The 23,725-nt window shown below is 73.7% G+C and carries 24 protein-coding genes; 5 read left to right on the top strand and 19 right to left on the bottom strand.

The window, feature by feature from the left end:
* Positions 1-55: 55 nt before the first annotated feature.
* Entirely contained in the window at positions 56-1,066 is a 1,011-nt protein-coding gene (gap, locus tag ACL03H_RS21745) for a type I glyceraldehyde-3-phosphate dehydrogenase (protein WP_412813142.1), read from the bottom strand.
* Positions 1,067-1,404: 338 nt separating this feature from the next.
* On the opposite strand from gap, the gene ACL03H_RS21740 reads away from it, so the two are divergent.
* Entirely contained in the window at positions 1,405-2,367 is a 963-nt protein-coding gene (locus ACL03H_RS21740) for a glycoside hydrolase family 16 protein (RefSeq protein ID WP_412813141.1), read from the top strand.
* 54 nt (positions 2,368-2,421) lie between these two features.
* On the opposite strand, the gene whiA is transcribed toward ACL03H_RS21740, so the two are convergent.
* From whiA to uvrC, 4 genes are read right to left on the bottom strand one after another with little or no spacing between them, the layout of a single operon-like run.
* Positions 2,422-3,408, bottom strand: coding sequence for a DNA-binding protein WhiA (gene whiA / locus ACL03H_RS21735; protein ID WP_184478208.1), 987 nt, complete (start codon positions 3,406-3,408; stop codon positions 2,422-2,424).
* Positions 3,399-4,361 (bottom strand): gluconeogenesis factor YvcK family protein, encoded by a 963-nt coding sequence (locus ACL03H_RS21730; RefSeq protein ID WP_412813148.1) that lies wholly within the window; start codon positions 4,359-4,361, stop codon positions 3,399-3,401. Before ACL03H_RS21730 ends, whiA begins: the two co-directional genes overlap by 10 nt.
* Before the next feature lie 41 nt (positions 4,362-4,402).
* Positions 4,403-5,281, bottom strand: coding sequence for an RNase adapter RapZ (rapZ, locus tag ACL03H_RS21725; RefSeq protein ID WP_184478207.1), 879 nt, complete (start codon positions 5,279-5,281; stop codon positions 4,403-4,405).
* Positions 5,278-7,341, bottom strand: coding sequence for an excinuclease ABC subunit UvrC (gene uvrC, locus ACL03H_RS21720; protein WP_412813140.1), 2,064 nt, complete (start codon positions 7,339-7,341; stop codon positions 5,278-5,280). Before uvrC ends, rapZ begins: the two co-directional genes overlap by 4 nt.
* A 166-nt stretch (positions 7,342-7,507) precedes the next feature.
* On the opposite strand from uvrC, the gene ACL03H_RS21715 reads away from it, so the two are divergent.
* A complete protein-coding gene (locus ACL03H_RS21715) occupies positions 7,508-7,921 on the top strand; it encodes a DUF7144 family membrane protein (RefSeq protein WP_412813139.1) in 414 nt (137 codons plus the stop codon).
* A 99-nt stretch (positions 7,922-8,020) separates the two neighbouring features.
* Here ACL03H_RS21715 and ACL03H_RS21710 read toward each other — a convergent pair whose 3' ends face one another.
* Both ACL03H_RS21710 and ACL03H_RS21705 read right to left on the bottom strand, forming a co-directional pair.
* Complete coding sequence (locus tag ACL03H_RS21710; RefSeq protein ID WP_412813138.1) at positions 8,021-9,100, bottom strand: glycoside hydrolase family 172 protein; 1,080 nt, start codon at positions 9,098-9,100, stop codon at positions 8,021-8,023.
* A gap of 170 nt (positions 9,101-9,270) precedes the next feature.
* On the bottom strand, positions 9,271-10,287 hold the full coding sequence (locus ACL03H_RS21705) for a beta/alpha barrel domain-containing protein (RefSeq protein WP_412813137.1): 1,017 nt from the start codon (positions 10,285-10,287) through the stop codon (positions 9,271-9,273).
* Between the two features lie 297 nt (positions 10,288-10,584).
* Here ACL03H_RS21705 and ACL03H_RS21700 point away from each other — a divergent pair, with 297 nt between their 5' ends.
* Both ACL03H_RS21700 and ACL03H_RS21695 read left to right on the top strand, forming a co-directional pair.
* Entirely contained in the window at positions 10,585-11,769 is a 1,185-nt protein-coding gene (locus tag ACL03H_RS21700) for an MFS transporter (RefSeq protein WP_412813136.1), read from the top strand.
* 157 nt (positions 11,770-11,926) lie between these two features.
* Positions 11,927-12,187, top strand: coding sequence for a GlsB/YeaQ/YmgE family stress response membrane protein (locus ACL03H_RS21695; protein WP_412813135.1), 261 nt, complete (start codon positions 11,927-11,929; stop codon positions 12,185-12,187).
* Positions 12,188-12,251: 64 nt separating this feature from the next.
* Here the strand turns inward: ACL03H_RS21695 and ACL03H_RS21690 are convergent, their stop codons facing one another.
* From ACL03H_RS21690 to ACL03H_RS21650, 9 genes are all read right to left on the bottom strand, one after another.
* Entirely contained in the window at positions 12,252-12,788 is a 537-nt protein-coding gene (locus ACL03H_RS21690; protein WP_412813134.1) for a PH domain-containing protein, read from the bottom strand.
* 123 nt (positions 12,789-12,911) lie between these two features.
* Positions 12,912-13,388 carry a 6,7-dimethyl-8-ribityllumazine synthase gene (ribH, locus tag ACL03H_RS21685; protein WP_412813133.1) on the bottom strand — a complete coding sequence of 159 codons (477 nt, stop codon included), beginning with the start codon at positions 13,386-13,388 and terminating at the stop codon, positions 12,912-12,914.
* Positions 13,385-14,674: a bifunctional 3,4-dihydroxy-2-butanone-4-phosphate synthase/GTP cyclohydrolase II gene (locus ACL03H_RS21680; RefSeq protein WP_412813132.1), complete on the bottom strand. Its 1,290-nt coding sequence runs from the start codon at positions 14,672-14,674 to the stop codon at positions 13,385-13,387. Before ACL03H_RS21680 ends, ribH begins: the two co-directional genes overlap by 4 nt.
* Before the next feature lie 122 nt (positions 14,675-14,796).
* Complete coding sequence (locus ACL03H_RS21675) at positions 14,797-15,399, bottom strand: riboflavin synthase (RefSeq protein ID WP_412813131.1); 603 nt, start codon at positions 15,397-15,399, stop codon at positions 14,797-14,799.
* 11 nt (positions 15,400-15,410) lie between these two features.
* Complete coding sequence (ribD, locus tag ACL03H_RS21670; RefSeq protein WP_412813147.1) at positions 15,411-16,406, bottom strand: bifunctional diaminohydroxyphosphoribosylaminopyrimidine deaminase/5-amino-6-(5-phosphoribosylamino)uracil reductase RibD; 996 nt, start codon at positions 16,404-16,406, stop codon at positions 15,411-15,413.
* A gap of 50 nt (positions 16,407-16,456) precedes the next feature.
* A complete protein-coding gene (gene rpe, locus ACL03H_RS21665) occupies positions 16,457-17,122 on the bottom strand; it encodes a ribulose-phosphate 3-epimerase (protein ID WP_412813146.1) in 666 nt (221 codons plus the stop codon).
* A 62-nt stretch (positions 17,123-17,184) separates the two neighbouring features.
* On the bottom strand, positions 17,185-18,582 hold the full coding sequence (locus ACL03H_RS21660; RefSeq protein ID WP_412813130.1) for an amino acid permease: 1,398 nt from the start codon (positions 18,580-18,582) through the stop codon (positions 17,185-17,187).
* Positions 18,583-18,725: 143 nt separating this feature from the next.
* A complete protein-coding gene (locus ACL03H_RS21655) occupies positions 18,726-19,169 on the bottom strand; it encodes an OsmC family protein (RefSeq protein WP_412813129.1) in 444 nt (147 codons plus the stop codon).
* A gap of 40 nt (positions 19,170-19,209) precedes the next feature.
* Positions 19,210-19,770: a sigma-70 family RNA polymerase sigma factor gene (locus ACL03H_RS21650; protein ID WP_412813128.1), complete on the bottom strand. Its 561-nt coding sequence runs from the start codon at positions 19,768-19,770 to the stop codon at positions 19,210-19,212.
* 64 nt (positions 19,771-19,834) lie between these two features.
* Here ACL03H_RS21650 and ACL03H_RS21645 point away from each other — a divergent pair, with 64 nt between their 5' ends.
* Positions 19,835-20,554 (top strand): zf-HC2 domain-containing protein, encoded by a 720-nt coding sequence (locus ACL03H_RS21645; RefSeq protein WP_412813127.1) that lies wholly within the window; start codon positions 19,835-19,837, stop codon positions 20,552-20,554.
* A 175-nt stretch (positions 20,555-20,729) separates the two neighbouring features.
* On the opposite strand, the gene ACL03H_RS21640 is transcribed toward ACL03H_RS21645, so the two are convergent.
* The 3 genes from ACL03H_RS21640 to def are packed head-to-tail and all read right to left on the bottom strand — an operon-like array spanning position 20,730 to position 23,621.
* Positions 20,730-22,151: an RsmB/NOP family class I SAM-dependent RNA methyltransferase gene (locus ACL03H_RS21640; RefSeq protein ID WP_412813126.1), complete on the bottom strand. Its 1,422-nt coding sequence runs from the start codon at positions 22,149-22,151 to the stop codon at positions 20,730-20,732.
* Positions 22,148-23,074 carry a methionyl-tRNA formyltransferase gene (gene fmt, locus ACL03H_RS21635; protein WP_412813125.1) on the bottom strand — a complete coding sequence of 309 codons (927 nt, stop codon included), beginning with the start codon at positions 23,072-23,074 and terminating at the stop codon, positions 22,148-22,150. Before fmt ends, ACL03H_RS21640 begins: the two co-directional genes overlap by 4 nt.
* Before the next feature lies 1 nt (position 23,075).
* Positions 23,076-23,621, bottom strand: a complete 546-nt coding sequence (gene def, locus ACL03H_RS21630) for a peptide deformylase (RefSeq protein ID WP_412813124.1) — start codon at positions 23,619-23,621, stop codon at positions 23,076-23,078.
* Between the last annotated feature and the right edge of the window lie 104 nt (positions 23,622-23,725).

The following is a 23,725-nucleotide window of genomic DNA, read 5'->3' as shown; positions in this document are numbered from 1 at the left end:
CCCCCCCCCCCCCCCCGGGGCGCCGACCCGCCACCGGGGCGGGTCGGCGGCGGGATCAGGAGAGCTTCGAGCCGATCAGGGCGGAGAGGTCGGCGAGGCGGTTGGAGTAGCCCCACTCGTTGTCGTACCAGCCGACGATCTTGACCTGGTCGCCGATGACCTTGGTCAGCGGCGCGTCGAACACGGTCGAGGCCGGGTCCGTGACGATGTCGCTGGAGACGATCGGGTCCTCGCTGTAGCGCAGCACGCCCTTGAGGCGGCCGTCCCCGGCGGCGGCGCGGAACGCGGCGTTGACCTCCTCGACGGAGGTCTCCTTGCCCACGGTCGCGGTGAGGTCGGTGACCGATCCGGTGGGCACGGGCACGCGCATGGCGTAGCCGTCGAGCTTGCCGTTGAGCTCCGGCAGCACCAGGCCGATGGCCTTGGCCGCACCGGTGCTGGTCGGCACCACGTTGACGGCGGCGGCGCGGGCGCGGCGCAGGTCCTTGTGCGGCCCGTCCTGCAGGTTCTGGTCCGCGGTGTAGGCGTGCACCGTGGTCATCAGGCCGCGCTGGATGCCGAAGGTGTCGTCCAGCACCTTCACCATCGGGGCCAGGCAGTTCGTGGTGCAGGAGGCGTTCGAGATGATCGTCTGCGAGCCGTCGTACTTGTCGTCGTTGACGCCGAGCACCACGGTGAGGTCCTCGCCCTTGGCGGGCGCGGAGATGACGACCTTCTTGGCGCCGCCCTCGTCGACGTGCTTGCGGGCGTCGGCCGCGTTGGTGAAGAAGCCGGTGGACTCCACGACCACGTCCACGCCCAGGTCGCCCCAGGGCAGCTTGCCCGGGTCCCGCTCGGCCAGGATCTTGATCGGCTTGCCGCCCACCTCGATGCCCTCGCCGGTGACCTTCACGTCCTGCTCGAGGCGCCCGAGGACGCTGTCGTACTTGAGCAGGTGGGCCATGGTCGCGACGTCGCCCAGGTCGTTGGCGGCCACGATCTCGATGTCGTGGTCGCTGGCGGCAGCCGCCCGCCAGAAGTTCCGACCGATGCGACCGAAGCCGTTGATGCCTACGCGAACGGTCACGCCTATCTCCTCGTAACTGACCCTGCCGCGTCAACGCGACGGGTGAGCGGTTGATGGACTCGATCGCACCCTATCTGGCCGCGCCAACTGCGGAGACGGCTGGGCGCTCGCCTTTCAGGCGAATCTCCGCGGACCTCGCGAACGCCATCTCCAAGATCACCCGACCGAACCGGTCGTTCTGCCTTTCGGGTGCCCCGTCGTGCTGCACACGCCGGTTGACCAGGGGTGAGAGCGCTCCCAAGAATGGTCCCCGTCGGTCGTGATCGGCATCTCCGCGCCGGTAGGCGCGGCCGCGAGGCCCGGCACCCGGCCGGACCCGATGGCAGGGAGGACTCCGCATGGCGCTGCCCGGAAAGCCGCGGCACACGAACGAGGGCCGGTTCCGGCGGCGCGGCCGCGTGGCCGCCGCCGCGCTCGCCGCGGGTCTCGGCCTCACCGCTCTGGTCAACGCCCCCGCCGGGGCGGAGGTCCCACCGCCGGAAGAGGGCTGGACGCTCACCTTCGGCGACGACTTCACCGGCGAGGCGGGCACCGCGCCCGGCGAGGACTGGAAGATCGACACCGGACGCGGCTACCCGGGCGGGCCCGACGGCTGGGGGACCGGGGAGATCCAGACCTACACCGACGACCCGTCCAACCTGCGGCAGGACGGCGACGGCAACCTGGCGATCACTCCGCGCCAGGACGAGTCCGGGAACTGGACCTCCTCGCGGATCGAGACCCAGCGCGGCGACTTCAAGGCGGCCGAGGGCGGCGTGCTGCGCATCGAGGGCCGGATCCGGATGCCGGACGTCGCCACCGATCAGGCGCTGGGCTACTGGCCCGCGTTCTGGGCGCTGGGATCGCCGTACCGCGAGGACCTCTGGTCCTGGCCCACGATCGGCGAGTTCGACATCATGGAGAACGTCAACGCGGAGAACCGGGTCTACGGCGTGCTGCACTGCGACGTCTCCCCCGGCGGCTCCTGCGACGAGACCGACGGCCTGGCCGCGAACCGGGAATGCCCGGACAGCACCTGCCAAGAGGCCTTCCACACCTACCGGTTCGAGTGGGACCGCAGCGGCGAGGTCGAGGAACTGCGCTGGTACGTCGACGGCCAGCGGTACCACTCGGTCTCCGAGAGCGACGTCGCCCCGGCGGCGTGGCAGAGCATGACCTCGCACGAGGGCTACTTCGTGCTGCTCAACGTCGCGATCGGCGGCCAGTTCCCGGACAAGAACTCCGGAATCACCACGCCGACCGAGGCCACCACCGACGGGCACCCGATGCTCGTGGACTACATCGCCGTCTACAACAAGTGATCCGGACGCACGACGGCCCCTCCCGGCGCGCGGGAGGGGCCGTCTCGCGGCCGATCAGACCTCGGCTTCCAGCAGCTCCGAGGTCACCGCCGATTCCGTGTCCGGGAGGTTGAGCTCCCGGGCCCGCTTGTCCGCCATCGCCAGCAGGCGGCGGATCCGGCCCGCGACCGCGTCCTTGGTCATCGGCGGGTCGGCGAGCTGGCCGAGCTCTTCCAGCGAGGCCTGCCGGTGCGCGAGCCGGAGCCGACCCGCCACCAGCAGGTGATCGGGCGCGGTCGGCCCGAGCAGGTCCAGCGCCCGCTGCACCCGGGCGGCGGCCGCGACGGCGGCCCGCGCCGAGCGGCGCAGGTTCGCGTCGTCGAAGTTCGCGAGCCGGTTCGCGGTGGCCCGCACCTCGCGGCGCATCCGGCGCTCCTCCCAGGACAGCACGCTGGAGTGCGCCCCGAGCTTCGTCAGCAGCGCGCCGATCGCGTCGCCGTCGCGGACCACGACCCGGTCCGCCCCGCGCACCTCGCGGGACTTGGCCTGCACCCCGAGCCGTCGCGCCGCACCGACCAGGGCGAGCGCCGCCTCCGGTCCGGGGCAGGTCACCTCCAGCGCCGAGGAGCGGCCGGGTTCGGTGAGCGAGCCGTGCGCGAGGAACGCCCCGCGCCAGGCCGACTCCGAATCGCACGAGCCGCCGGAGACGACGTGCGCGGGCAGCCCGCGCACCGGACGGCCCCTCGGGTCGAGCAGGCCGGTCTGGCGGGCCAGGCTCTCGCCGTCCTTGACCACCCGCACCACGTACCGGGTGCCCTTGCGCAGGCCGCCGGAGGTGATCATGTGGACGTCGGAGTGGTGCCCGAACAGCTCGTGCACCTCCTTGCGGAGCCTGCGGGCCGAGGAACCGCTGTCGAGCTCGGCCTCCACCACGACGCGGCCGGCGACGATGTGCAGCCCACCCGCGAACCGCAGCAGCGAGGAGACCTCGGATCTGCGGCAGCAGGTCTTGGTCACCGGCAACCGGCTCAGTTCGTCCTTGACCGCTGCGGTCATCGCCACCGGTCACTCCTCCTCTCCAACGCGGCCGCCAGGCTCGCCGCGAGCGCCTCCGGATCGTGCCTGCCCGGTGCGGCGGGCGAGGCCACGGTGTCGAGCAGAGTTTGCGCACCCAGCCCGGTCGCCGCAGCGCGAAGCCGATCAGGTGTCGGCACCGATCCGGTGTCCGCCAGAACAGCGTCCACGGTCAGCCGCGGTGCGTGCTGCGAGAGTACGTCGAGATGTTGCTCCGGGGAGAAACCCGCGGTTTCGCCCGGTTGTGGGATCAGGTTGAGCACCACGACGCGGCTCGCGGTGGTCGTCACGAGCGCCTCGTGCAGCTCCGGGACCAGCAGGTGCGGCAGCACGCTGGTGAACCAGGAACCTGGCCCGAGCAACACGACGTCGGCGTCGAGCACGGCCCGCACCGCCTGGGGGCAGCCGCGCGGGGTGCCCGGCCCGCCGTTGGTCGCGGCGAGGCGGACCTGCTTGACCCGGCCGGGGGTGCTCGCGATGGCGACCTGGCCGCGGATGGTGCGCACCGCCTCCGGGTCCGCGTCGAGACCGACGACCTCGGCCTCCATGTCGAGCGGCTCGGTGGACATCGGCAGCACCCGGCCACGGGCGCCGACCAGCCGGCAGGCCTCGTCGAGCACCTCGACGGGATCGCCGACCACGTCGAGCAGTCCGGCGAGCAGCAGGTTTCCGACGGCGTGCCCGGCGAGCGCGCCGTTTCCGCCGAAGCGGTGCTGGAAGACCTCCGCCCAGCGCTTGCCGTTGTCGTCCGGCGCGGCCAGCGCGGCGAGCGCCTTGCGCAAGTCACCGGGCGGCAACATGCCGAGTTCGCGGCGCAGCCGCCCGGAGGAACCGCCGTCGTCGGCGACGGTGACCACGGCGGTGACGTCGGGGGTCAGCAGGGTCAGCGCGCCGAGCGTCGCCTGCAGGCCGTGACCGCCGCCGAGCGCGACCGCGCGCAGCGGGCGCTCGGCGGACGGGTCGTTCGGTGGTGCGCCAGTGCTCACTCGCGCCCCAGGTCCCGGTGGACGGTCTTGACCATCATCCCTTCGTCGTCGGCGAGCCTGCGGGCCATCTCCTCGACGAGCGCGACGCTGCGGTGCTTGCCTCCGGTGCAGCCGAGCGCCAACGTCAGGTACCGCTTGCCCTCGCGGTGGTAGCCGGCGCCGACCAGCCGCAGCAAGCCCTGGTAGCTCTCCAGGAACTCCTCGGCGCCCTCCTGGCCGAGCACGTAGTTGCGGACCTCCTCGTCGAGGCCGTTGAACTCGCGCAGCTCGGGGATCCAGAACGGGTTCGGCAGGAACCGGCAGTCCATCACCAGGTCGGCGTCCATCGGCAGGCCGTACTTGTAGCCGAAGGACAGCACGGTGACCCGGGTGCGGGTCTCGGCCTCGGTGCCGAAGGCGTCCTCGATCTTGGTGCGCAGCTGGTGCACGGACAACCCGGTGGTGTCCACCACGAGGTCCGCCTCCGAGCGCAGCCGCGAGAGCAGCGCGCGCTCGTTGGCGATGCCGTCGGCGAGCCGTCCCTCGCCCTGCAGCGGATGGCCGCGGCGCACCTGCTCGAAGCGGCGGATCAGGACCTCGTCGGTGGCCTCCAGGAACAGCACCTTCGGCTTGTAGCCGCGGGCGTCCAGGTCCTTGATCACCGAACCGAGGTCCTCGGTGAACGCGCGGCTGCGCACGTCCATCACGACCGCGACGCGGGTGATCGCGCCGCTGGAGCGCGCCCCCAGCTCCACCATCGTCGCGATCAGCTCGGGTGGCAGGTTGTCCACGACGAACCAGCCCAAGTCCTCCAGGCACTTCGCCGCGGTGCTGCGCCCCGCGCCGGAAAGGCCGCTGACGACCGCGACCTCGATGCCCGACTTCTCCTCGCTCACTGATTCTCCCCTTCAGCGCTGGTATCTCCCCCGCCTGCCCCGGCGTCGGACGCCAGGGCCGCGCACACGGACTCGGCGGTGCGCCTGCCGAAGCCGGGCACCGCCATGATGTCCTCGATCCCGGCCTGCCGGAGCCTGCGCACCGAACCGAAGTGCTTGAGCAGGGCGGACTTCCGGGCCTCCCCAAGCCCGGTGACGGAATCGAGGACGGACCGGCTGAGCCGCTTGGAGCGCTTCTGCCGGTGGTAGGTGATCGCGAACCGGTGCGCCTCGTCGCGCACCCGCTGCAACAGGTACAGCGCCTCGCTGGTGCGGGGCAGGATCACCGGGTCGGGTTCGGCGGGCAGCCACACCTCTTCGAGGCGCTTGGCGAGGCCGATCACGGCGACGTCGGTGATGCCGAGCTCGGTGAGCGCGTCGGCGGCGGCGTTGGCCTGCGGAGCACCACCATCGATGACCAGCAGGTTCGGCGGGTAGGCGAACCTGCGGGGGCGGCCGGTCTCGGGGTCGATCCCGGGCGCGGTCCCGTCCGCCGGCTCTCCCTCGGCGGGCGGCTCCCCCCGGTCCGCTCCGAGCCCCTCGCCGGTGCCGTCCACTCCGGACTCCTCGTCGGCACCGTCCGGACCGGACCGCGCGGTCTCCTTGAGGTAGCGGGCGAAACGGCGGCGGACGACCTCGTCGATCGAGCCCACGTCACCGCCCTCGGCTCCCTCGCGCACCGAGAACCTGCGGTACTCGGACTTGCGCGGCACCCCGTCCTCGAACACCACCAGCGAGGCGACCACGTCGCTGCCCTGCACGTGGCTGACGTCCACGCACTCGATCCGCAGCGGGGCGGTGTCGAGCTCCAGCGCCTCCTGCAGCTCCTGCAGCGCCGCCGAGCGGGCGGTGAGATCACCCGCGCGACGCAGCTTGTACTGGGTGAAGGCCTCCTTGGCGTTGCGCTCCACCGTCTCCATCAGGGTCCGCTTGTCCCCGCGCTGCGGGACCCGCAGGTCGACGCGGCTGCCGCGCAGCTCGCTGAGCCACTGCCCCAGCGCCCCGGCGTCCTCGGGAACCTCCGGCACCAGCACCTCGCGCGGCACCGGGGTGCCGCCCGCGTCGGCCTGGTCGGCCAGCGCGGCCTGCTCGCCGTAGAACTGGGTGAGGAAGCGGCCGGTGAGCTCGGCGAGGTCGGTCTCGGCCTCCAGGTCGATCACCCAGCCGCGCTGGCCGCGCACCCGGCCACCGCGGATGTGGAAGACCTGCACGGCGGCGGCCAGCTCGTCCTTGGCGAAGGCGATCACGTCGGCGTCGGTGCCGTCGCCGAGCACCACCGCCTGCTTCTCCATCGCGCGGCGCAGCGCCTCGAGGTCGTCGCGCAGCCGGGCGGCGCGCTCGAACTCCAGCTCGGCGGAGGCCTGCCGCATCTCGCGGTCCAGCTTGCGCATCAGGGTGTCGGTGCGGCCGCTGAGGAAGTCGCAGAAGTCCTCGACGATCGACCGGTGCTCCTCGGCGTCGACGCGCCCCACGCAGGGGGCCGAGCACTTGCCGATGTAGCCGAGCAGGCAGGGCCGGCCGATCTGGCCGTGCCGCTTGAACACCCCGCTGGAGCAGGTGCGGGCCGGGAACACCCGCAGCAGCGTGTCGAGCGTTTCGCGGATCGCCCAGGCGTGCGCGTAGGGGCCGAAGTAGCGCACGCCCTTGCGGCGCGGGCCCCGGTAGACGTGCAGCCGCGGGTACTCCTCGTGCAGGGTCACGGCGAGCACCGGGTAGGACTTGTCGTCCCGGTAGCGGACGTTGAACCGCGGGTCGTACTCCTTGATCCAGGAGTACTCCAGCTGCAACGCCTCCACCTCGGTGCCGACCACCGTCCAGCGCACCCCGGTGGCGGTCGTGACCATCCGCCGCGTCCTCGGGTGCAGGCCGGAGAGGTCGGCGAAGTAGTTGGCCAGCCTGCTGCGCAGGCTCTTCGCCTTGCCGACGTAGATGATCCGCCCTTCGGCGTCGTGGAAGCGGTACACGCCGGGAGCGTCCGGGATGGTCCCGGGAGCGGGTCGGTACGTCGACGGGTCGGCCACGGCTCCACCCTACGTGCGCGACCGACACTCCCCGTCACGGCATCGGCGCCGGTGCGGGGACCTCCGCCCCTGGGAGCCCGGCTCCGCGTGCGTTGTCCTGAGGTGTCCGGATCCGGGCCTCGGCGCGGGATCCGGCGTCCGCGCCGCCGCGGAGGGGAGGTGCCGCATGGCTCAGGCCGGGCACGGTGCGCACGCGGTGCGCCGGGACGACGGGCCGGTGCGGTTCGCCGGGGTGGCGACGGTGCTCATCGGGGCGTTCCACGTGCTCGTGGCGCTGGCGACGCTGGTCCAGGAGTCCTACGCGGTGGTGCTCGGCAGCTACGTGTTCAGCTACGACGTGCCGGGCTGGGGCTGGGCGCACCTGGCGCTGGGCGCGCTGGCGGTGGCGGCCGGTTCGGCGCTGCTGACCGGCCGGCGCGGGACCCGGGTCCCGGCGGTGCTCGTGGTGGGGGCGAGCGCGCTGGCGGCGTTCCTGTTCATCCCGTACCAGCCGCTGTGGTCATTGCTGATCATCGCCGTGGACGTGGCGGTGCTGGGGGCCCTGACCGTGCGCGGGCGCGGCGCCGAGGACGAGGGCTGACCGGTCCCCGCGAGGTCCTCGGCCCGTGCTCGGTGGCGGGAGCGGGGCGCCCGGCGCGGACAGCGGTGTCCGGCGCGGGAGCCGATCCCGGGGCGAGGATCAGAGGGGGTGCGGGAGCCGCTCGTGCACCGGGAGCAAGCCGAACGGGCGGGAGGGCAGCGTCTGGTACCAGTACGCCACCGAGGAGATGTCGTCGGAGCGCTTGTTCGCGTGCCCGTGCTCGATGCTCACCTTGATCGAGGACTCGAAGGTGATCGGGTCCTCCACGTGGAAGCGGTAGTAGGAGACCTGCCCGCTCCAGTTCCGCCCGCCCGGCAGCGTGAGCCCGTGGTACGGCGCGTGGTAGGGCTGGCTGGGGCACCAGGCGGTGTTGAAGTAGTCCTCGGTGCCGGTGCCGTGCAGCCGGGGCGGCCAGGGCTCGCCGTCGATGAAGATCATGTCATCGCCCTCGCCGTACCAGTTCCAGTCCGTCGTGGAGCGCAGGTTGTGCACGTTGAGCACCGAACCGACGTAGTGCCCGCGTCCCTCGGCCTCCAGGAGCACGTAGTTGCCCGCGCCGTCGAGGTTGATCCCGCCGAACAGGAACTCGTCGTTGGTCTGGTCGCCCTGCTCCACCCCGTCGGCGGGGTCCTCGCGGCGCCACTGCGCGTGGAAGTAGCCCAGCTCCGGATCCGCCCGGTGGTACTGCTCGTAGTCGATGTAGTAGTAGAAGATCACCGGCTTCAGGCTCATCTCGCTGATCAGCTCGAACCGGGCGCCCTCGGCGAAGGGCATCGCGAACCAGCAGTTGAAGCCCTTGCCGTCCTGCGGGCTCATCTGCAGCGGCGCGGAGACGAAGTTCTCGGTGCGCCCGTGGCCGATGCCGAAGAAGTCCCCCAGCGGCACCAGCACGCTCGGGTGCGCCGCGTCGTCCCAGGTGATCTTGAGGACGAGCCGCCGCAGGTAGTCGCCCTCGACCTCCGGCCGGTGCGGCCCGTCCTCCACCGCCACGGTGCACCACAGGTGGGTGACCGCGCCCGGCCCGGAGAGGCGAGCGAGCTCGCGGCTCTCCCCCGGCTGCAACCGGATGTTGTCGGTGTTGCCCCCCGTGCGGTCCCAGCTGGAGACCCGGCCCCGCTTGGACTGCCGCAACCTCGGCAGGTCCCGCAGGCTGCTCCCGAACGTCCCGTACCCGGACATGCGCCCCTCCCACATCGCGCCGCGCGCCACCGCGCGCACCGCTCATCCGATGAGATCCCCACGACACGTGCAGTCAACGTTCCGCGGCCCGTTCGTGTCGAGATCCTTCATCCGATCGGCATTTGCCAAGATCACCGTTTGCCGGTTTCGCCGATGCGGGAGGGCGGAGCTCAGGCGTGCGGCGGCCGGTAGTGCTCGACCCGCCGCAGCACGCCGCGGATCCGGGCCGCGTGCAGCGGCGACAGGGCGTAGCCCGGGTAGCTGGCGAACCAGCTCGCGCTGCCCATGCTGACCGCGTCCGCACCCGCCCAGAAGTACTCGCGGCAGTCGTCGAAGCTCCGGATGCCGCCGGTGCCGATGATCGGCAGCGTGACGCCCGCGTCGCGGAGCTCCTTGACCACGCGCAGCCCGATCGGCTTGATCGCCCGACCGGACAGGCCGCCGAACCCGTTCTTGAGCAGCGGCTGCCCGGTGTTCGGGTCCAGCCGCAGCCCCTTCACGGTGTTGATCGCGGTGAGCGCGGAGACCCCGTGCCGGGCGGCGAGCTTCGCGTGCGCCACGTAGTCGTAGTCCGAGGAGAGCTTGAGGATCACCGGGTGGTCGCTGCGCGGCACCGCCTGCGCCAGCACCGATTCGATGATCGAGTTGAAGTCGAAGTTGACGTTGTGGCAGGAGACGTTGAACTCGACGGCCGCGATGTCCCCGGCGGGCACGGCGGCGTTGACCTTCTCGACGAGGGTGACGAACTCCTCCGGGGAGAAGCCGCCGACCGAGATGATCGTGTTCTGCGAGCGGGTGCGGGGGTAGTAGTCGCGCAGGTAGGCGTCGATGCCGACGTTGCACCAGCCGAAGGCGTTCAGCCAGCCCCCGTCGACCTGCCGCAGCGCCCGTCCGTAGCGCTTGAGCAGGGCCGGGACCTCGTGCAGCGGCCACACGTCCTGGTTGGTGAAGTGCCCCTCGCGCGGCTCGACGGTGACGGTGCGGGTGGTGATCGCGCCGAACCTCTCCAGCGGGACGAACATCGAGATCGGGCTCATCCCGTAGGGCACCACCTTGGAGTTGGCGACGCCGTAGCCGAGCAGGCTGGACGAGGTCACCAGCCGGTTGCGCAGGTGGATGTCGCCGATCCGGACGGCGGGCGGCCGGGGCTCGTCCCGCACCAGCCGAAGGTTTCGCTCCTGGGCCACGCTCACGGTCTCCTCCTCCATCGCCGCCCGGCCGTGCGCCTCCCCCGCGGGGCCGCCCCGGGGGCCGGCGCGCGGGCCGGGATCTCCGGCGCTCGACGCCGCCCCCCATTGTCCCTCACCCGTTCGCCCCCTTCACAGGCGCGGTGCCGCAGTGATCAGTTGGAGTCGAACGGGCGGACGACGCGAGCCGCGCGGGGTTTCCCCGGCGGCGCGCCGTCGGGTGGAATCGGGTGCCGCGGTGGAAGCCCCCGACGGGCGGCCCCGCCGCGGGGACGCCCCGAGCTGGAGAGGACAGCGGTGCCCGAGACGACACGCCCCGATGCCACCGCGCGCCGCGCGCGCCGGGCGGTGACCGCGTACTTCGTGGTGAGCGGTTTCGCGCTGGCCTCGTGGACGGCGCGGATCCCGACGATCAAGCAGGACCTCGGGCTGGACGACTCCGGGGTGACGCTGGCGCTGTTCGCGGTGGCCGCCGGGTCGGTGCTGGCCATGCAGGTGTGCGGACACCTCACCGACCGGCTCGGCAGCGCCCGGCTGATGCCGCCCGCCGGGGTGCTGGTGGCCCTGTCCGGGGTGACGCCGGGCCTGGCGGGCGGGCTGCCCGCGCTGGTCGGCGGGCTGCTGGTGTTCGGTGCGGCGCACGGGACGATCGACGTGGCGATGAACTCGCACGCGGTGCGGGTGGAGCAGCGCTACGGGCGGCCGATCATGAGCACCTTCCACGCGACGTTCAGCCTCGGCGGCTTGCTCGGCGCGGGGTCGGGCGCGCTGGCCGCGCAGCTCGGGCTCACCCCGGCGGTGCACTTCGCGCTGACCGGGGCGGTGTTGGCGGCGCTGTCCCTGGTGGCCCGGCCGGCGCTGCTGCCGGCTGAGCCAGTCCCGGCCGGCCGGGGCGGGTCGCGGGCGCGCGGCATCCCGGCGGCGATCGTGTTCCTCGGCGCGCTCGGGTTCTTCTGCTCGGTCGGCGAGGGTTCGATGGCGGACTGGTCCTCGGTGTACCTGCACGACGAGCTGGGCACCGGGCCGGGCTACGCGGCCCTGGGCTACGCGGTGTTCTCCGCCACGATGGGGCTCTTCCGGTTCCTCGGCGACGGGCTGGTGGCGCGGTTCGGGCCGGTGCGGCTGGTGCGGGTCTGCGGGCTGATCGCGGGCGTCGGGCTGGGAGCGGCGCTGCTGGCGCACCACCCGGTCGCGGCGCTGGGCGGGTTCGCGCTGTTCGGCGTCGGTCTCTCCTGCATCGTGCCGCAGATCTTCAGCGCCGCCGGGCACCGCGATCCGGCGCGCAGCGGACGGGACCTGGCGCAGGTCAGCACGCTGTCCTACGGCGGCCTGCTGGCCGGTCCGGTGCTCATCGGGCTGCTCGCGCAGGGGTTCGGGCTCGGGGTCGGGCTGGCGGTGCCCGCGGCGCTGGCGCTGCTGGTGGCGGTGGCGGCCGGCGCGGTGCGCCCGCGCCCGGCTGCCCAGCCCGCGGGACGGGTCTGATCAGGCACCGGCTGTGACGGCGTAGCCTCCGGTTCGCTCGATCAGACGACACCGGAGCGGCGGAGATCACGGTTGCCCGACGCCGCGGCGGGGGAGTCAGATGAGCGTTGCGTGTCGAGCGCGCCGCTGCGGGCGCGTGAATTCGGAAGGAGGCGCTGTGGGCATTTTCAGCTGGATCATCTTCGGCCTGATCGCGGGCGCGATCGCGAAGCTCATCCTGCCGGGCAGGGACCCGGGCGGCATCATCGTGACGATCGCGATCGGCGTCGTCGGTGGTCTGCTCGGCGGCTGGCTGAGCAGCCAGTTCGGCGGAACCGGGGTGATGGAGTTCAGCGTGATGAGCTTCGTGTGGGCGGTGATCGGTTCGCTCATCCTGCTGATCGCCTACCGCTTGATCTTCGGCAGGTCGCGGTCCTGACCGCACGCACGACGGTGCCCGGGAGCCGCGCGCTCCCGGGCACCGCTGTGCCGCACGGCCCCGCTCAGGCCTCGCCCGGACCGGCGTCGGCGGAGCGGCGGGACTCCACCTCTCGGCGCAGCTCCCGCAGGTCGCGCATCGCCCGCACCGCCCGCTCGCCGTCGGCGGACTGCACCGCCAGCACCGAGATGTACTCGTCGTGCGGCAGCTCCAGCCGCGCCCAGGACGCACCGTCCGGGAAGCTGATCGCGCTCACCTCGTCCCACGAGTAGCGCCGGGTGCTGAAGACGTTGCGCACCTCCAGGCCCCCCAGGTCGGCGCGGAGCCGGGGCCGGGCCAGCAGCAGCGCCCCGCAGGCCAGCAGCACGCCGAGCCCCGCCATCGCGAGCTGGTCGGAGAGCCGGAAGTAGACGCCAGTCGGCGTCTCCCGCAGCAGCACCGCGACGACGGTGAACGCCACCACCAGCACGATCGCCACCGGGATCACCACCTGGCGGATCCTGATCGGCCGCACCACCACGGTGCGAACCGCGTCCGAGGGTCGCTCCTCCACCACGCCCGCGCCTCCCGCCGGTCCGTCCTGCACCTCAGCTGAGTCCATGCGCCCAGTTTGCCCGTTCCCGCCGCCGACGCGGCGGCGCCCCCGGGGGCCGAGGTGGGCCCGTCCACCGCGGCGACCGGGCGCGCGACCGGCGCAGCGCGCGGGTGCGAGGCGCGAAACTCCTCAGCGGGCGCGCAGGTCGCGGAGGACGAGGGCCGTCTCCAGCGCGGCGGCCGTCGCCTCGAAGCCCTTGTCCTCCACCGAGTCCGGGAACCCGGCCCGGTCCAGGGCCTGCTGCTCGGTGTCGCAGGTGAGCAGCCCGTTGCCGACCGCGGTCGACTCGTCCAGCGCCACCCTGGTCAGCCCGGCGGTCACCGAATCGCAGACGTAGTCGAAGTGCGGGGTACCGCCCCTGATCACCACGCCCAGCGCGACGACCGCGTCGTGGTCGCGGGCGAGCTGCTGGCAGACCACCGGCAGCTCGATCGAGCCCGGAACCCGGACCACGGTCGGTTCCGGGATGCCGGCCTCGCGGGCGGCCTCCCGGGCGCGCTCCAGCATCCGGCCGGTGATCCGCTCGTGCCAGCGGATGCCCGCGATGGCCAGCCTCAGCCCGTCCGCGCGCGGGACCTCGACCCGCGGCCTGCCCTCGCCGCTCATGCGGTGGCCCCCGGCCTGCCCACGCCGGTGCCGTCGCCGTCGCCGGTGACGGAGGAGTCCTCGCCGTCGTCGAGGTGGTTCAACTCGTGTCCCATCCGATCGCGTTTGGTGCGCAGGTAGTGCAGGTTCTCCGGGTTCGGCCGGATCGGCAGCGGTTCCCGCCCGGAGATCCGCAGGCCGTAGCCCTCCAGCCCGATCCGCTTCTCCGGGTTGTTCGTCAGCAGCCGCATGGACTTCACACCCAGGTCGCCGAGGATCTGCGCGCCCTGGCCGTAGTCCCGGCTGTCCACCGGCATCCCGAGCGCGACGTTGGCGTCCACGGTGTCGGCCCCGTCGTCCTGCAGCTGGTAGGCCTGCAGCTTGTGGATCAGCCCGATGCCGCGGCCCTCGTGCCCGCGCATGTAGAGCACGACGCCGCGCCCCTCCTCGGCGACCTTCTCCATCGCCGCCGCCAGCTGCGGACCGCAGTCGCAGCGCAGCGAGCCGAGCACGTCACCGGTGAGGCACTCCGAGTGCACCCGCACCAGCACGTCCTCGCCGTCGCCGAGGTCGCCGTAGACCAGCGCCAGGTGCTCGATGCCGTCGAGGGTGCTGTCGTAGCCGAAGGTGCGGAAGGTGCCGTGCGCGGTGGGGATGCGCGCCTCGGCGACCCGCTCCACCTGCTTCTCGAAGCGCCTGCGGTAGGCGATGAGGTCGGCGATCGTGATCAGCCGCAGGTCGTGCTCGTCGGCGAACACCTCCAGCTCGTCGCGGCGGGCCATGTCGCCCTCGGACTTCTGGCTGACGATCTCGCAGAGCGCGCCGACGGGCCGGAGCCCGGCGAGCCGCGCCAGGTCCACGCTGGCCTCGGTGTGCCCGGGCCTGCGCAGCACCCCGCCCTCGCGGGCGCGCAGCGGCACCACGTGCCCGGGCCGGTGCAGATCGGCCGACCGGGAACCGGGGTCGGCCAGCACCTGCAGGGTCCGCGCCCGGTCGCCCGCGGAGATGCCGGTGCTCACGCCCTCGGCGGCGTCGACGGTCACCGTGTACGCGGTGCCCTTGCGGTCCTGGTTGGTGTGGTACATCGGCGGGAGGTCGAGCCGGTCGCAGTCCTCGCCGGTCATGCCGACGCAGACGTACCCGGAGGTGTAGCGCACCATGAACGCCACCAGCTCGGGCGTCGCCTTCTCCGCGGCGAAGATCAGATCGCCTTCGTTCTCGCGATCCTCGTCGTCGACCACGATCACCGGCCGGCCGTCGGCCAGGTCGGCCAGGGCCCGCTCGATGTCCTCGAACCTGTTGCTCACCGTGTCCGTGCTTCTTTCGCTCCGGGACCGCTGCGCCGCGATCCCCTCGGTTCGGCCCTGCCGGGAGGGCCCCGGCACGACCATTGTCCTCCCGCTGGCCAGCCTCGATCCCGCCGTGCGGGTCAGGGACGGGGCGCGTCCACTCCGAGCTGGGCGGCGGCGAGTCGTTCCAGGTGCTTGGCCAGCACGTCGACCTCGATGTTGACCTCTTCCCCCGGACGGCGCACTCCCAGGGTGGTGAGCTCCCTCGTGGTGGGAATGAGGGCGACGCTGAACCCGGTTCGCTCCGCGTCGACCACGGTCAGCGAGACCCCGTCGACGGTGATCGAGCCCTTCGGCACCAGGTAGCGCGACAGGTGCTCGGGGATCTCGAAGCGGGTGAGGTCGTCGTCGGAGCCGCGCAGCACGGCGGTGCCGTCCACGTGCCCCTGGACGATGTGCCCGCCGAGCCGGTCGCCGAGCGCCATCGCGCGCTCCAGGTTCACCCGGTCTCCGGCGGCGAGGTGCCGGATCGCGCTGCGGCGCACGGTCTCGCGCACCACGTCGACGGTGAACCGGCCGTCGCCGCACTCCACGACGGTCAGGCACACGCCGTTGACGGCGATCGAGTCGCCGTGCCCGGCATCGGAGGTCACCAGCGGGCCCTCGACGGTGAGCCGGACCCCGTCCCCGGTGTCCTCGGCGGACACGACCGTGCCGAGCTCCTCGACGATCCCGGTGAACATGGTCCTCCTCCTCAGCGGCGGGCCGGCACCGCGCTCACGCGCACGTCCGGTCCGCTCATCGTGGTCTCTTCGATGTCCCACCACCATGCCTGCGAGACGCTCGCCACCCCGGCGTCGCCGAGCGCCGCCGCGCCGGAACCGAGCAGGGCGGGTGCGAGGTAGGCCAGCACCCGGTCCACGCGCTCGGCGGCGACGAACGCACCGGCGAGGGTGGGGCCGCCCTCGAGCAGCACGTCCACCACGCCGCGCCCGGCGAGCTCGTCGAGCGCGGCCGCCGGGTCGCCGCCGGGCAGCCGGAGCGTGGGGGCGGCGTCGTCGAACACCCGCGCCCCGGCGGGCAGCTCGCGGTCGCCGAGCACGACGCGCAGCGGCTGGTGCGCGCGCAGCCCGCCGTCGGGCTCGCGGGCGGTGAGCCGCGGGTCGTCGGCGAGCACCGTGCCGGTCCCGGCGAGGATCGCGTCCACCTTGCCGCGCAGCTCGTGCACCTCGGCCCGGGAGGTCGCGGAGCTGATCCACTTGCTGCTGCCGTCGGCGGCGGCGGAGCGCCCGTCGAGGCTCGCGGCGTACTTCCAGGTGACGTGCGGGCGCCCGGTCCGGGCGAAGTGCAGCCAGGCGCGCAGCGGGCCGCGGGCGATCTGCTCGCCGAGCAATCCGGACTCGACGCGCACCCCGGCGGCGCGCAGCACCTCGGCTCCCCCGGCGGCCACCGGGTTCGGGTCGGGGACGGCGTGCACCACCCGCGCCACCCCGGCGGCCAGCAGCGCCGAGGTGCACGGCGCGGTGCGGCCGGTGTGCGCGCAGGGTTCGAGGGTGACCACGGCGGTGCCGCCGCGAGCCCGCTCCCCCGCCTCGCGCAGCGCGACGACCTCGGCGTGCGGCCCGCCGGGCGGCAGCGTCGCGCCGACTCCGGCGACCGCGCCGGAGGCGTCGAGCACCACGCAGCCCACGGGCGGGTTCGGGCTCGTCGTGCCCCGCACCCGCTCGCTCGCGGCGAGCGCGGCGAGCATCGCCGCGCGCACCGGGTCGGCCCGGCCCGCCTCGGGGTGCCCCGGCCCGCTCACCGCCGGGCGTGGGCGAAGCCGGGAGCGGCCTGGGCGCGCAGCGCCTCGACCGCGCGGGCCGGGTCCTCGGCGCCGTAGACGGCCGACCCCGCCACGAAGCAGTCCACGCCCGCCTCGGCGGCCTGCTCGATGGTGTCGGCGTTGATGCCGCCGTCGATCTCCACGACGAGGTTCAGGTGCCCGGTGTCGACCAGGTTCCGCGCGGTGCGGGCCTTGTCCAGCACCTCGGCGATGAACGACTGGCCGCCGAAACCGGGTTCCACCGACATCACCAGCAGCGTGTCGTAGTGCTGGAGCACCTCGACGTACTGCTCCAGCGGCGTCCCCGGCTTGATCGAGAGACCGGCCTTGGCTCCCGCGGCGCGCAGGTCCTTGGCGATCTTGACCGGGTCGTGGGCGGCCTCGGCGTGCACGGTGACGTTGTGCGCGCCCGCCTCGGCGTAGCCGATCGCCCAGCGGTCCGGGTCGTCGATCATCAGGTGGCAGTCCAGCGGGATGTCGGTCGCGTCGAGCAGCGACCGCACCACCGGCAGGCCGAGGGTCAGGTTCGGCACGAAGTGCGCGTCCATCACGTCCACGTGCACCCAGTCGGCGCCCGCGACGGCGTCGAGCTCGGTGGCCAGGCGGGCGAAGTCCGCGGACAGGATGGAGGGCGCGATCATCGGCTGGTTCGACACACGCCGGAGTGTAGATTCCGGCCCCGCTCCCGGCGTCCGGGCCCCGCTCAGCTCCGGGAGCGGCGCCGCAGCAGGGCGTAGGCGGCGCAGAGCACGAGCAGGAACGGCACGCCCGCCTTCCACGCGGTGTTGAACTGCTCGGTGAACGGGGTGGTGAGCAGCACCGCCGCCACGAACAGCATCGCCAGCACCGTGGTCACCGGCGCCCCCGGCAGCCGCACCGGCGAGTCGGGCAGCCCCTCGGCCGCGCGCCTGCGCCGGAACACCAGGTGGCTGGCGAAGATGATCAACCAGGTGATCAGCGCGCCGAACAGCGCCAGGCCCAGCAGCAGCGGGAACGCGGTGGACTCGGCGAGCACCGAGATCAGCACCGCCAGCACCAGCCCGCCCGCCGACAGCAGCAGCGCGCGGCGCGGCGCGCCGCTGCGGCTGAGCCCCGCGAACCACCGGGGCGCGTAGCCGTCCACGGCCAGCGAGTAGGTCATCCGAGCGGTGACGTACAGGTTCGTGTTCATCGCCGACAGGGCGGCGGTGAGCACCACGAAGTTCATGATCCCGGCGGCGGCCGGGACGCCCGCGGTGGCGAACAGCGCCACGAACGGGCTCTGCGTGACGTCCTCCTCGGTGGAGACCTGGTTCCACGGCAGGATGGAGACGACCACCAGCATCCCCAGCACGTAGAACAACCCGAGGCGCAGCACCATGTTCCGCGCCGCGCGCGGCACGTCCCGCGACGGGTTCCGGGACTCGGAGGCGGTGACGGCGACGGCCTCGGTCCCGAGGTAGGAGAAGGTGACCACGGTCAGCGCCAGCCACACGGCGCCGATCCCGTTGGGCAGGAACCCGCCGTGCTCGGTGAGCGCGTCCACGCCGGTCGCGGGCCTGCCGGGCAGCCCGAAGACGATGTAGGTGATGCCCAGCAGCACGAACACCACGATCGTGACGACCTTGATCAGCGCGAACCAGTACTCGAATTCGCCGAAGTACTTCACCGCCGAGGCGTTGATCGCCAGCATCACCGCCGAGAACACCACCACCGGCAGCCACAGCGGCAGCTGCGGGTACCAGAACTGCACGTAGAGCCCGGCGGCGACGACCTCGCTGCCGATGTTGACGACCTGCGCGGCCCAGTAGATCCAGCGCTGCACGAATCCGGCGAGGCCGCCGAGGTAGCGCTGCGCGATCGCCCCGAACCCACCCGCCTCGGGGTGCACCACGACCATCTCGGCGAGCGCGTAGGCCAGGGCGAGCGCGGCGAACGCGGCCACCGCGTAGGCGATGATCACCGCGGGGCCCGCGATGTTGATGGCGAGTCCGGAGCCGAGGAACAGCCCGGTGCCGATGGCGCCGCCGATGGCGATCATGCCGACCTGGCGGCCGCTGAGGTCGCGGCGCAGGCCGCCCCCCGCTTCCCGCTCCGGCCCGGTCGTGCCCGCGTGCTCCACTCGCCGCCTCCTGACGCTCCGCGCGCGTTCGCGCGCACAGCACCCTACGACGGCGCCAGCGACGATCTCACCGGACTAGCGCGGACGGGCGGTGCGGATGATCCGCGCACCGGCCGCTGGTCGACGGCCGGTGCGCGAACGGGTCAGCGCGGGAGGTCCAGGGAGATGGGGGTGCCCTCCTGCACCGAGCGGCTGACGGTGCAGTAGCGCTCGATCGCGCGCTCCACCGCGTCCAGCAGCTTCGCCCGGTCGCCCTCGGCGACCGCGCCCAGGTCCACGTCGAAGCCGACCCGCACGGACTCGAACTTGTTGGGGTCCTCGGCGGCCTTCGTCCGGTCGGCGCGCACCGCGAACCCGGCGTCCGGCCCGACCCGGCGGACCAGCAGGTTCTCGCTGGTCACCGCCGAGCAGGAGGCGATCGCGGCGAGCAGCAGCTCACCGGGGGTGAAGGCGTCGGGCGCGCCGTCCCGACCGATGTCGACCCGCCCGCCGCGGCCGTTGGTCGCGGTGAAGCGGTGATCGCCGGTGCGCCGCACCTCGACCGGGGTGGACGTTCCGGGCGCGGCCTGCTCGGGCGTGGATGCCATGGGTGCTCCTCGTCGCGGGGGCGGTGGTGCTCCGGCCGGCTCAGCCGGTGCCGGTGTCCTGGGCGCGGGACCGCGAGATCAGGTCCTCGCGGGCGCGGGCGACCCGCGAGCGCACGGTCCCCAGCTCGCAGCCGCACACCTCGGCGGCCTCCTGGTAGGTCAACCCGAGGACCTGGGTCAGCACCAGCGCCTCCCGGCGGTCCTCGGCGAGCCCGTCGAGCAGCAGGTTCACCTCGACCAGCTCCTCGAATCCGCGTCCCGCGCGTCCCCCGGCCTCGGCGGCGACCACCCAGTCCGCCGCGACGGTCCGCGGCCGGGCCCGGTCGTGGCGGACCTGGTCGACGGCCACCCGACGCGCGATGGACAGCAGCCAGGTGCGCGCGGAGGCCGTCCCGCGGAAGGTGCGCACGGCCCGCAGCGCTCGCAGGTAGGTCTCCTGGGCGAGGTCGTCGGCGGCCGACACCCCGGCGAGGTGGGCCAGGAAGCGCCAGACGTCGCGCTGGGTGGTGCGGACGAAGTCCTCCAGCGCGCGGCGGTCGCCCTTCCCGGCGGCCAGCGCGAGCGCCGTCACACGAGCGTCTTCGGCCTCCGAGTGCGTCACGGTCCCCGAGAGTAGTCGACGCCCCGCCGGGAACTCCGCCCCCGCTTCGGCCGACAATCTGACCGTGAACTGCGAGACCTGCCGGACCTCGGTGTCCGCCGCGCTGGACGGGGAGCCCGCCGACGTCCCCGCGGCGGAGATCGACGAACACCTGGAGCACTGCGCGGCCTGCCGGGCCTTCCAGACCGAGGCGGTCGGGCTGAGCCGTCGGCTGCGGGTGCGCCCGGTGCACCCGACGCCGGACCTCGCGGCGGCGGTGCTGGCCCGCGCGCCGCGGCGGGACCGGTGGCGCTCGGCGCTGCGCGGCGCGCTGGTGGTGACGGCGCTGGCGCAGCTGCTGCTGGCGTTCGGTCAGGTGCTCGGCCTGGGGATGCACGGGCACGGAGCGCACGACCACGGCGGCATGGCGGCGCACCTGTTCAACGAGAGCACCGCGTGGAACCTGGCGCTCGGGGTGGGCCTGCTGTGGTCCGCCTGGCGCGACCGCGCGGCGAGCGGGGTGCTGCCGGTGCTGAGCGCGTTCGTCGCCGCGCTGGCCGCGTTCTCCGCGCACGACCTGGTCGTCGGAGCCGCCACCGCGGAGCGGGTGGCCTCGCACGCGCTGCTGGTGGTCGGGCTCGGGCTGCTGTTCGCGGTGCACCGCCGGGGAACCGGCGGCGGGCCCGCCCCGTCGGCGTCGGCCGGCGAAGCCGACGCCCGGGTCCCGGGCGACGGCAGCGCCCCGGACCGCGCCCCGGACGGCCCGCCGCACCTGCGTCCCACGGCCCAGGAACGAGCCGCCTGACGAGGGCGGCCCCGCGCGGTGGGCTCGTGCTCGGCGCCTCCGCCTGCTCGGCGGCGAAGCCGCCGAGCGGCGACCAGCCCGATCCGGCACCGCAGCGGTCCCCTCGCGGGAGGAGCGCTGCGGTTCCGCCGGCGCGCCCCCGGCTGCGACCGGTCCGTCGGCGGCCGGTGGGAGGTCACACCCGGAGCAGCGCGCAGAACATGGCGTCCGTGCCGTGCTTGTGCGGCCAGAGCTGCACGGTGGGGCCGTCGCCGAGGTCGGGGACGCCGGGGAAGTGCTCGCGGGCGTCGAGGAGTTCGGCGCCGCTGCGGCGCACCACGTCGGAGATGACGCCCTCGGTCTCGGAGAGGTGCGGGGAGCACACCACGTAGCCGACGATCCCGCCGGGCCGGGTGAGGCCGATCGCCGAGAGCAGCAGCGCGCGCTGCAGCTTCGCGAGCTCCGCCACGTCCGAGGGCTGCCGCCGCCAGCGGGCCTCGGGCCGTCGCCGCAGGGCGCCGAGCCCCGTGCAGGGGGCGTCGACCAGCACCCGGTCGTAGCCGGGTTCCAAGCCGGGTTCGCGGCCGTCGGCCACGTGCACGGAGACCGAGAGGCCCTTGGTCGCCTTGCGGACCAGCTCGGCGCGGTGCTCGGACTGCTCGACGGCGTCGAGGGTTCCGCCGTCGAGGGTGACCAGGGCGCCCAGCAGCGCGGCCTTGCCGCCGGGCCCGGCGCACAGGTCGAGCCAGCGGGTGTCGGAGCCCGTGATCTCGGGCCGGGTGACGGCGAGCGCGGTGAGCTGGCTGCCCTCGTCCTGGACGGCGGCGAAGCCCTCCCGGACCGGTTCGAGGTCGCCCGGGTCGCCCGCTCCGGCCTCCAGGTGGACGCCGTAGGGCGAGTAGGGCGCCTCGTCGCCGCCGGTGATGGCGGCGAGCTCCTCGTTGCTGATCTCACCGGGCCGGGCGACGAGGTGCACCTCGGGGCGGGCGTCGTCGGCGGCCAGCGCGGCGGCGAGCTCGTCGCCGGTGTCCGCGAGCGCGTCGGCGAAGGCCTGCGCGACCCAGCGGGGGTGCGCGTGGCGCAGCGCGAGGTGCCCGACGGGGTCGGCGAGCCGGTCGGGGGCGAGGTGCTCGACCCACTGCTGCTCGTCGCGCTCGCTGGCGCGGCGCATCACGGCGTTGGCGAATCCGGCGAGCTTCGAACCGGCCTGCCCGCGCACGATGTCCACCGTGGAGGCCACGGCGGCGTGATCGGGAATCCTGGTGCGCAGCAACTGGTAGACGCCCATCCGCAGCGCGTCCAGCACGACCGGGTCCACTTCGGACACCGCGCGGCCGCTGCAATCGGCGATCACCGCGTCCAGCAGGCCCCGGGCCCGGCAGGAGCCGTAGGCGAGCTCGGTGGCCAGCCCGGCGTCCCGGCCGCTGAGCTTGCGCTGCCGCAGCAGTCCCGGCAGCGTGAGGTTCGCGTAGGCGTCGCGCTCGCGCACGGCGCGCAGCGTGTCCAGCGCGGCCATCCGCGCCGGGTCCTGCTCCGGTGGCCGGTCCGGGGCGTTGCCGCGCTTCGGCGGGCGGCCGCCGCGCGGGCGCGACGGGCGGCGGGGGCGGTGGTCGTTCACTGCAGCCGTTCTCCTTGCTCGATGCGGGTTCCGCGCGCCCAGTCCCTGGCCGCCATGCGCTTCTTGCCCTGCGCCTGCACCTCGCCCAGCTCGACCGCTCCGGTGGCGGTGCCGACCAGCACGCGGCGCCGCTGCACGTCGATCTCCCCCGGTGCGAGGCCGGTCTCTTCGGTGCGGCTGACCGGTCCGAGCTTGAGCCGCTCGTCCCGGAACCACGCCCACGCCCCGGGATCCGGGCTCACCGAGCGGATCAGCCGGTCCACGGCGAGGGCGGGCGCGGTGAAATCGGCCCTGGCGTCCTCCGGGGTGACCTTCGGCGCGTAGCTGACGCCCTCGGCGGGCTGCGGGCGCGCGTCGAGGGTGCCGTCCTCGATGCCGTCCAGCGTCGCGGCGAGCAGCCCGGCGCCGGAGACCGCCAGCCGCTCCAGCAGCGCGCCGGAGGTGTCGGTGTCCCGCACCGGCTCGGTGACCACCCCGTAGACCGGGCCCGCGTCCAGCTCGGGGACCAGGCGGAAGGTGGCGGCGCCGGTGATCTCGTCGCCGTGCCGGACCGCGGCCTGCACCGGGGCCGCGCCGCGCCACGCGGGCAGCAGCGAGAAGTGCAGGTTGACCCAGCCGTGCGCGGGAACGTCGAGCGCCTCCTGCTTGAGCAGCGCGCCGTAGGCCACCACCGGGCAGCAGTCGGGCGCGATGTCCCGCAGGCGCGCGAGGAAGTCCGGGTCGGAGGGCCGCGCCGGGGTGAGGACCTCGATGCCGTGCTCGTCGGCGAGCTCGCCGACCGGGGAGCGCAGCACCTTGCGGCCGCGACCGGCGCGCGCGTCGGGCCGGGTGATCACGGCGGCGACCTCGTGGCGCCCGGAGTCGAGCAGCGCCCGCAGCGAGGGAACGGCCGGGGCGGGGGTGCCGGCGAAGACGAGCCGCATCTCAGCGCTTCCCGAACAGCGGGTGCGGGCTCTCCTTGAGCACCGGGACCTGGCCGTCGAACCAGTCCGCCTGGCGGATCTCGCGCAGCGCGGCCTTGCGGGTCTCGGCGTCGAGCCGGTCCACGAACAGCACGCCGTCCAGGTGGTCGGTCTCGTGCTGGACGCAGCGGGCCAGCAGGTCGGTGCCCTCGACCTCGACCGGGTCGCCGTGCACGTTCCAGCCGCGCGCCACCACGTGCCGGTGCCGCAGGCAGTCCCAGGTCATGCCGGGGATGGACAGGCAGCCCTCGGGGCCGTCCTGCATCTCCTCCCCCACGACCTCCCAGCCCGGGTTGATCAGGTGCCCCTCGAAGCCGTCGCACCGGTAGGTGAACACCCGCAGCCCGACGCCGAGCTGCGGCGCGGCCAGCCCGGCCCCGCCCTGCTCGTGCATCGTGTCCCACAGGTCGCGCACCAGGGTGCGCAGCTCCTTGTCGAAGTCCACGACCTCCTCGGCGCGGGTCCGCAGGACGGGATCGCCGAAGAGTCGGACGGGCTGGACGGTCACGCGGGGCTCCGGTTCGGGGTCGGCGGGTTCGGGCCAGGCGGCTCGCCGGACGCGACGAGCGGGCCCGCCGAGTCTAGTCGCCTCCCCCGCGCTCCCCGATCCGG

It is taken from the genome of Saccharopolyspora antibiotica, assembly GCF_047200635.1.
Classification (GTDB): domain Bacteria; phylum Actinomycetota; class Actinomycetes; order Mycobacteriales; family Pseudonocardiaceae; genus Saccharopolyspora_C.
Note: the sequence above shows the minus strand (reverse complement) of the source record. Positions and strands in the feature narration are given on the sequence as shown.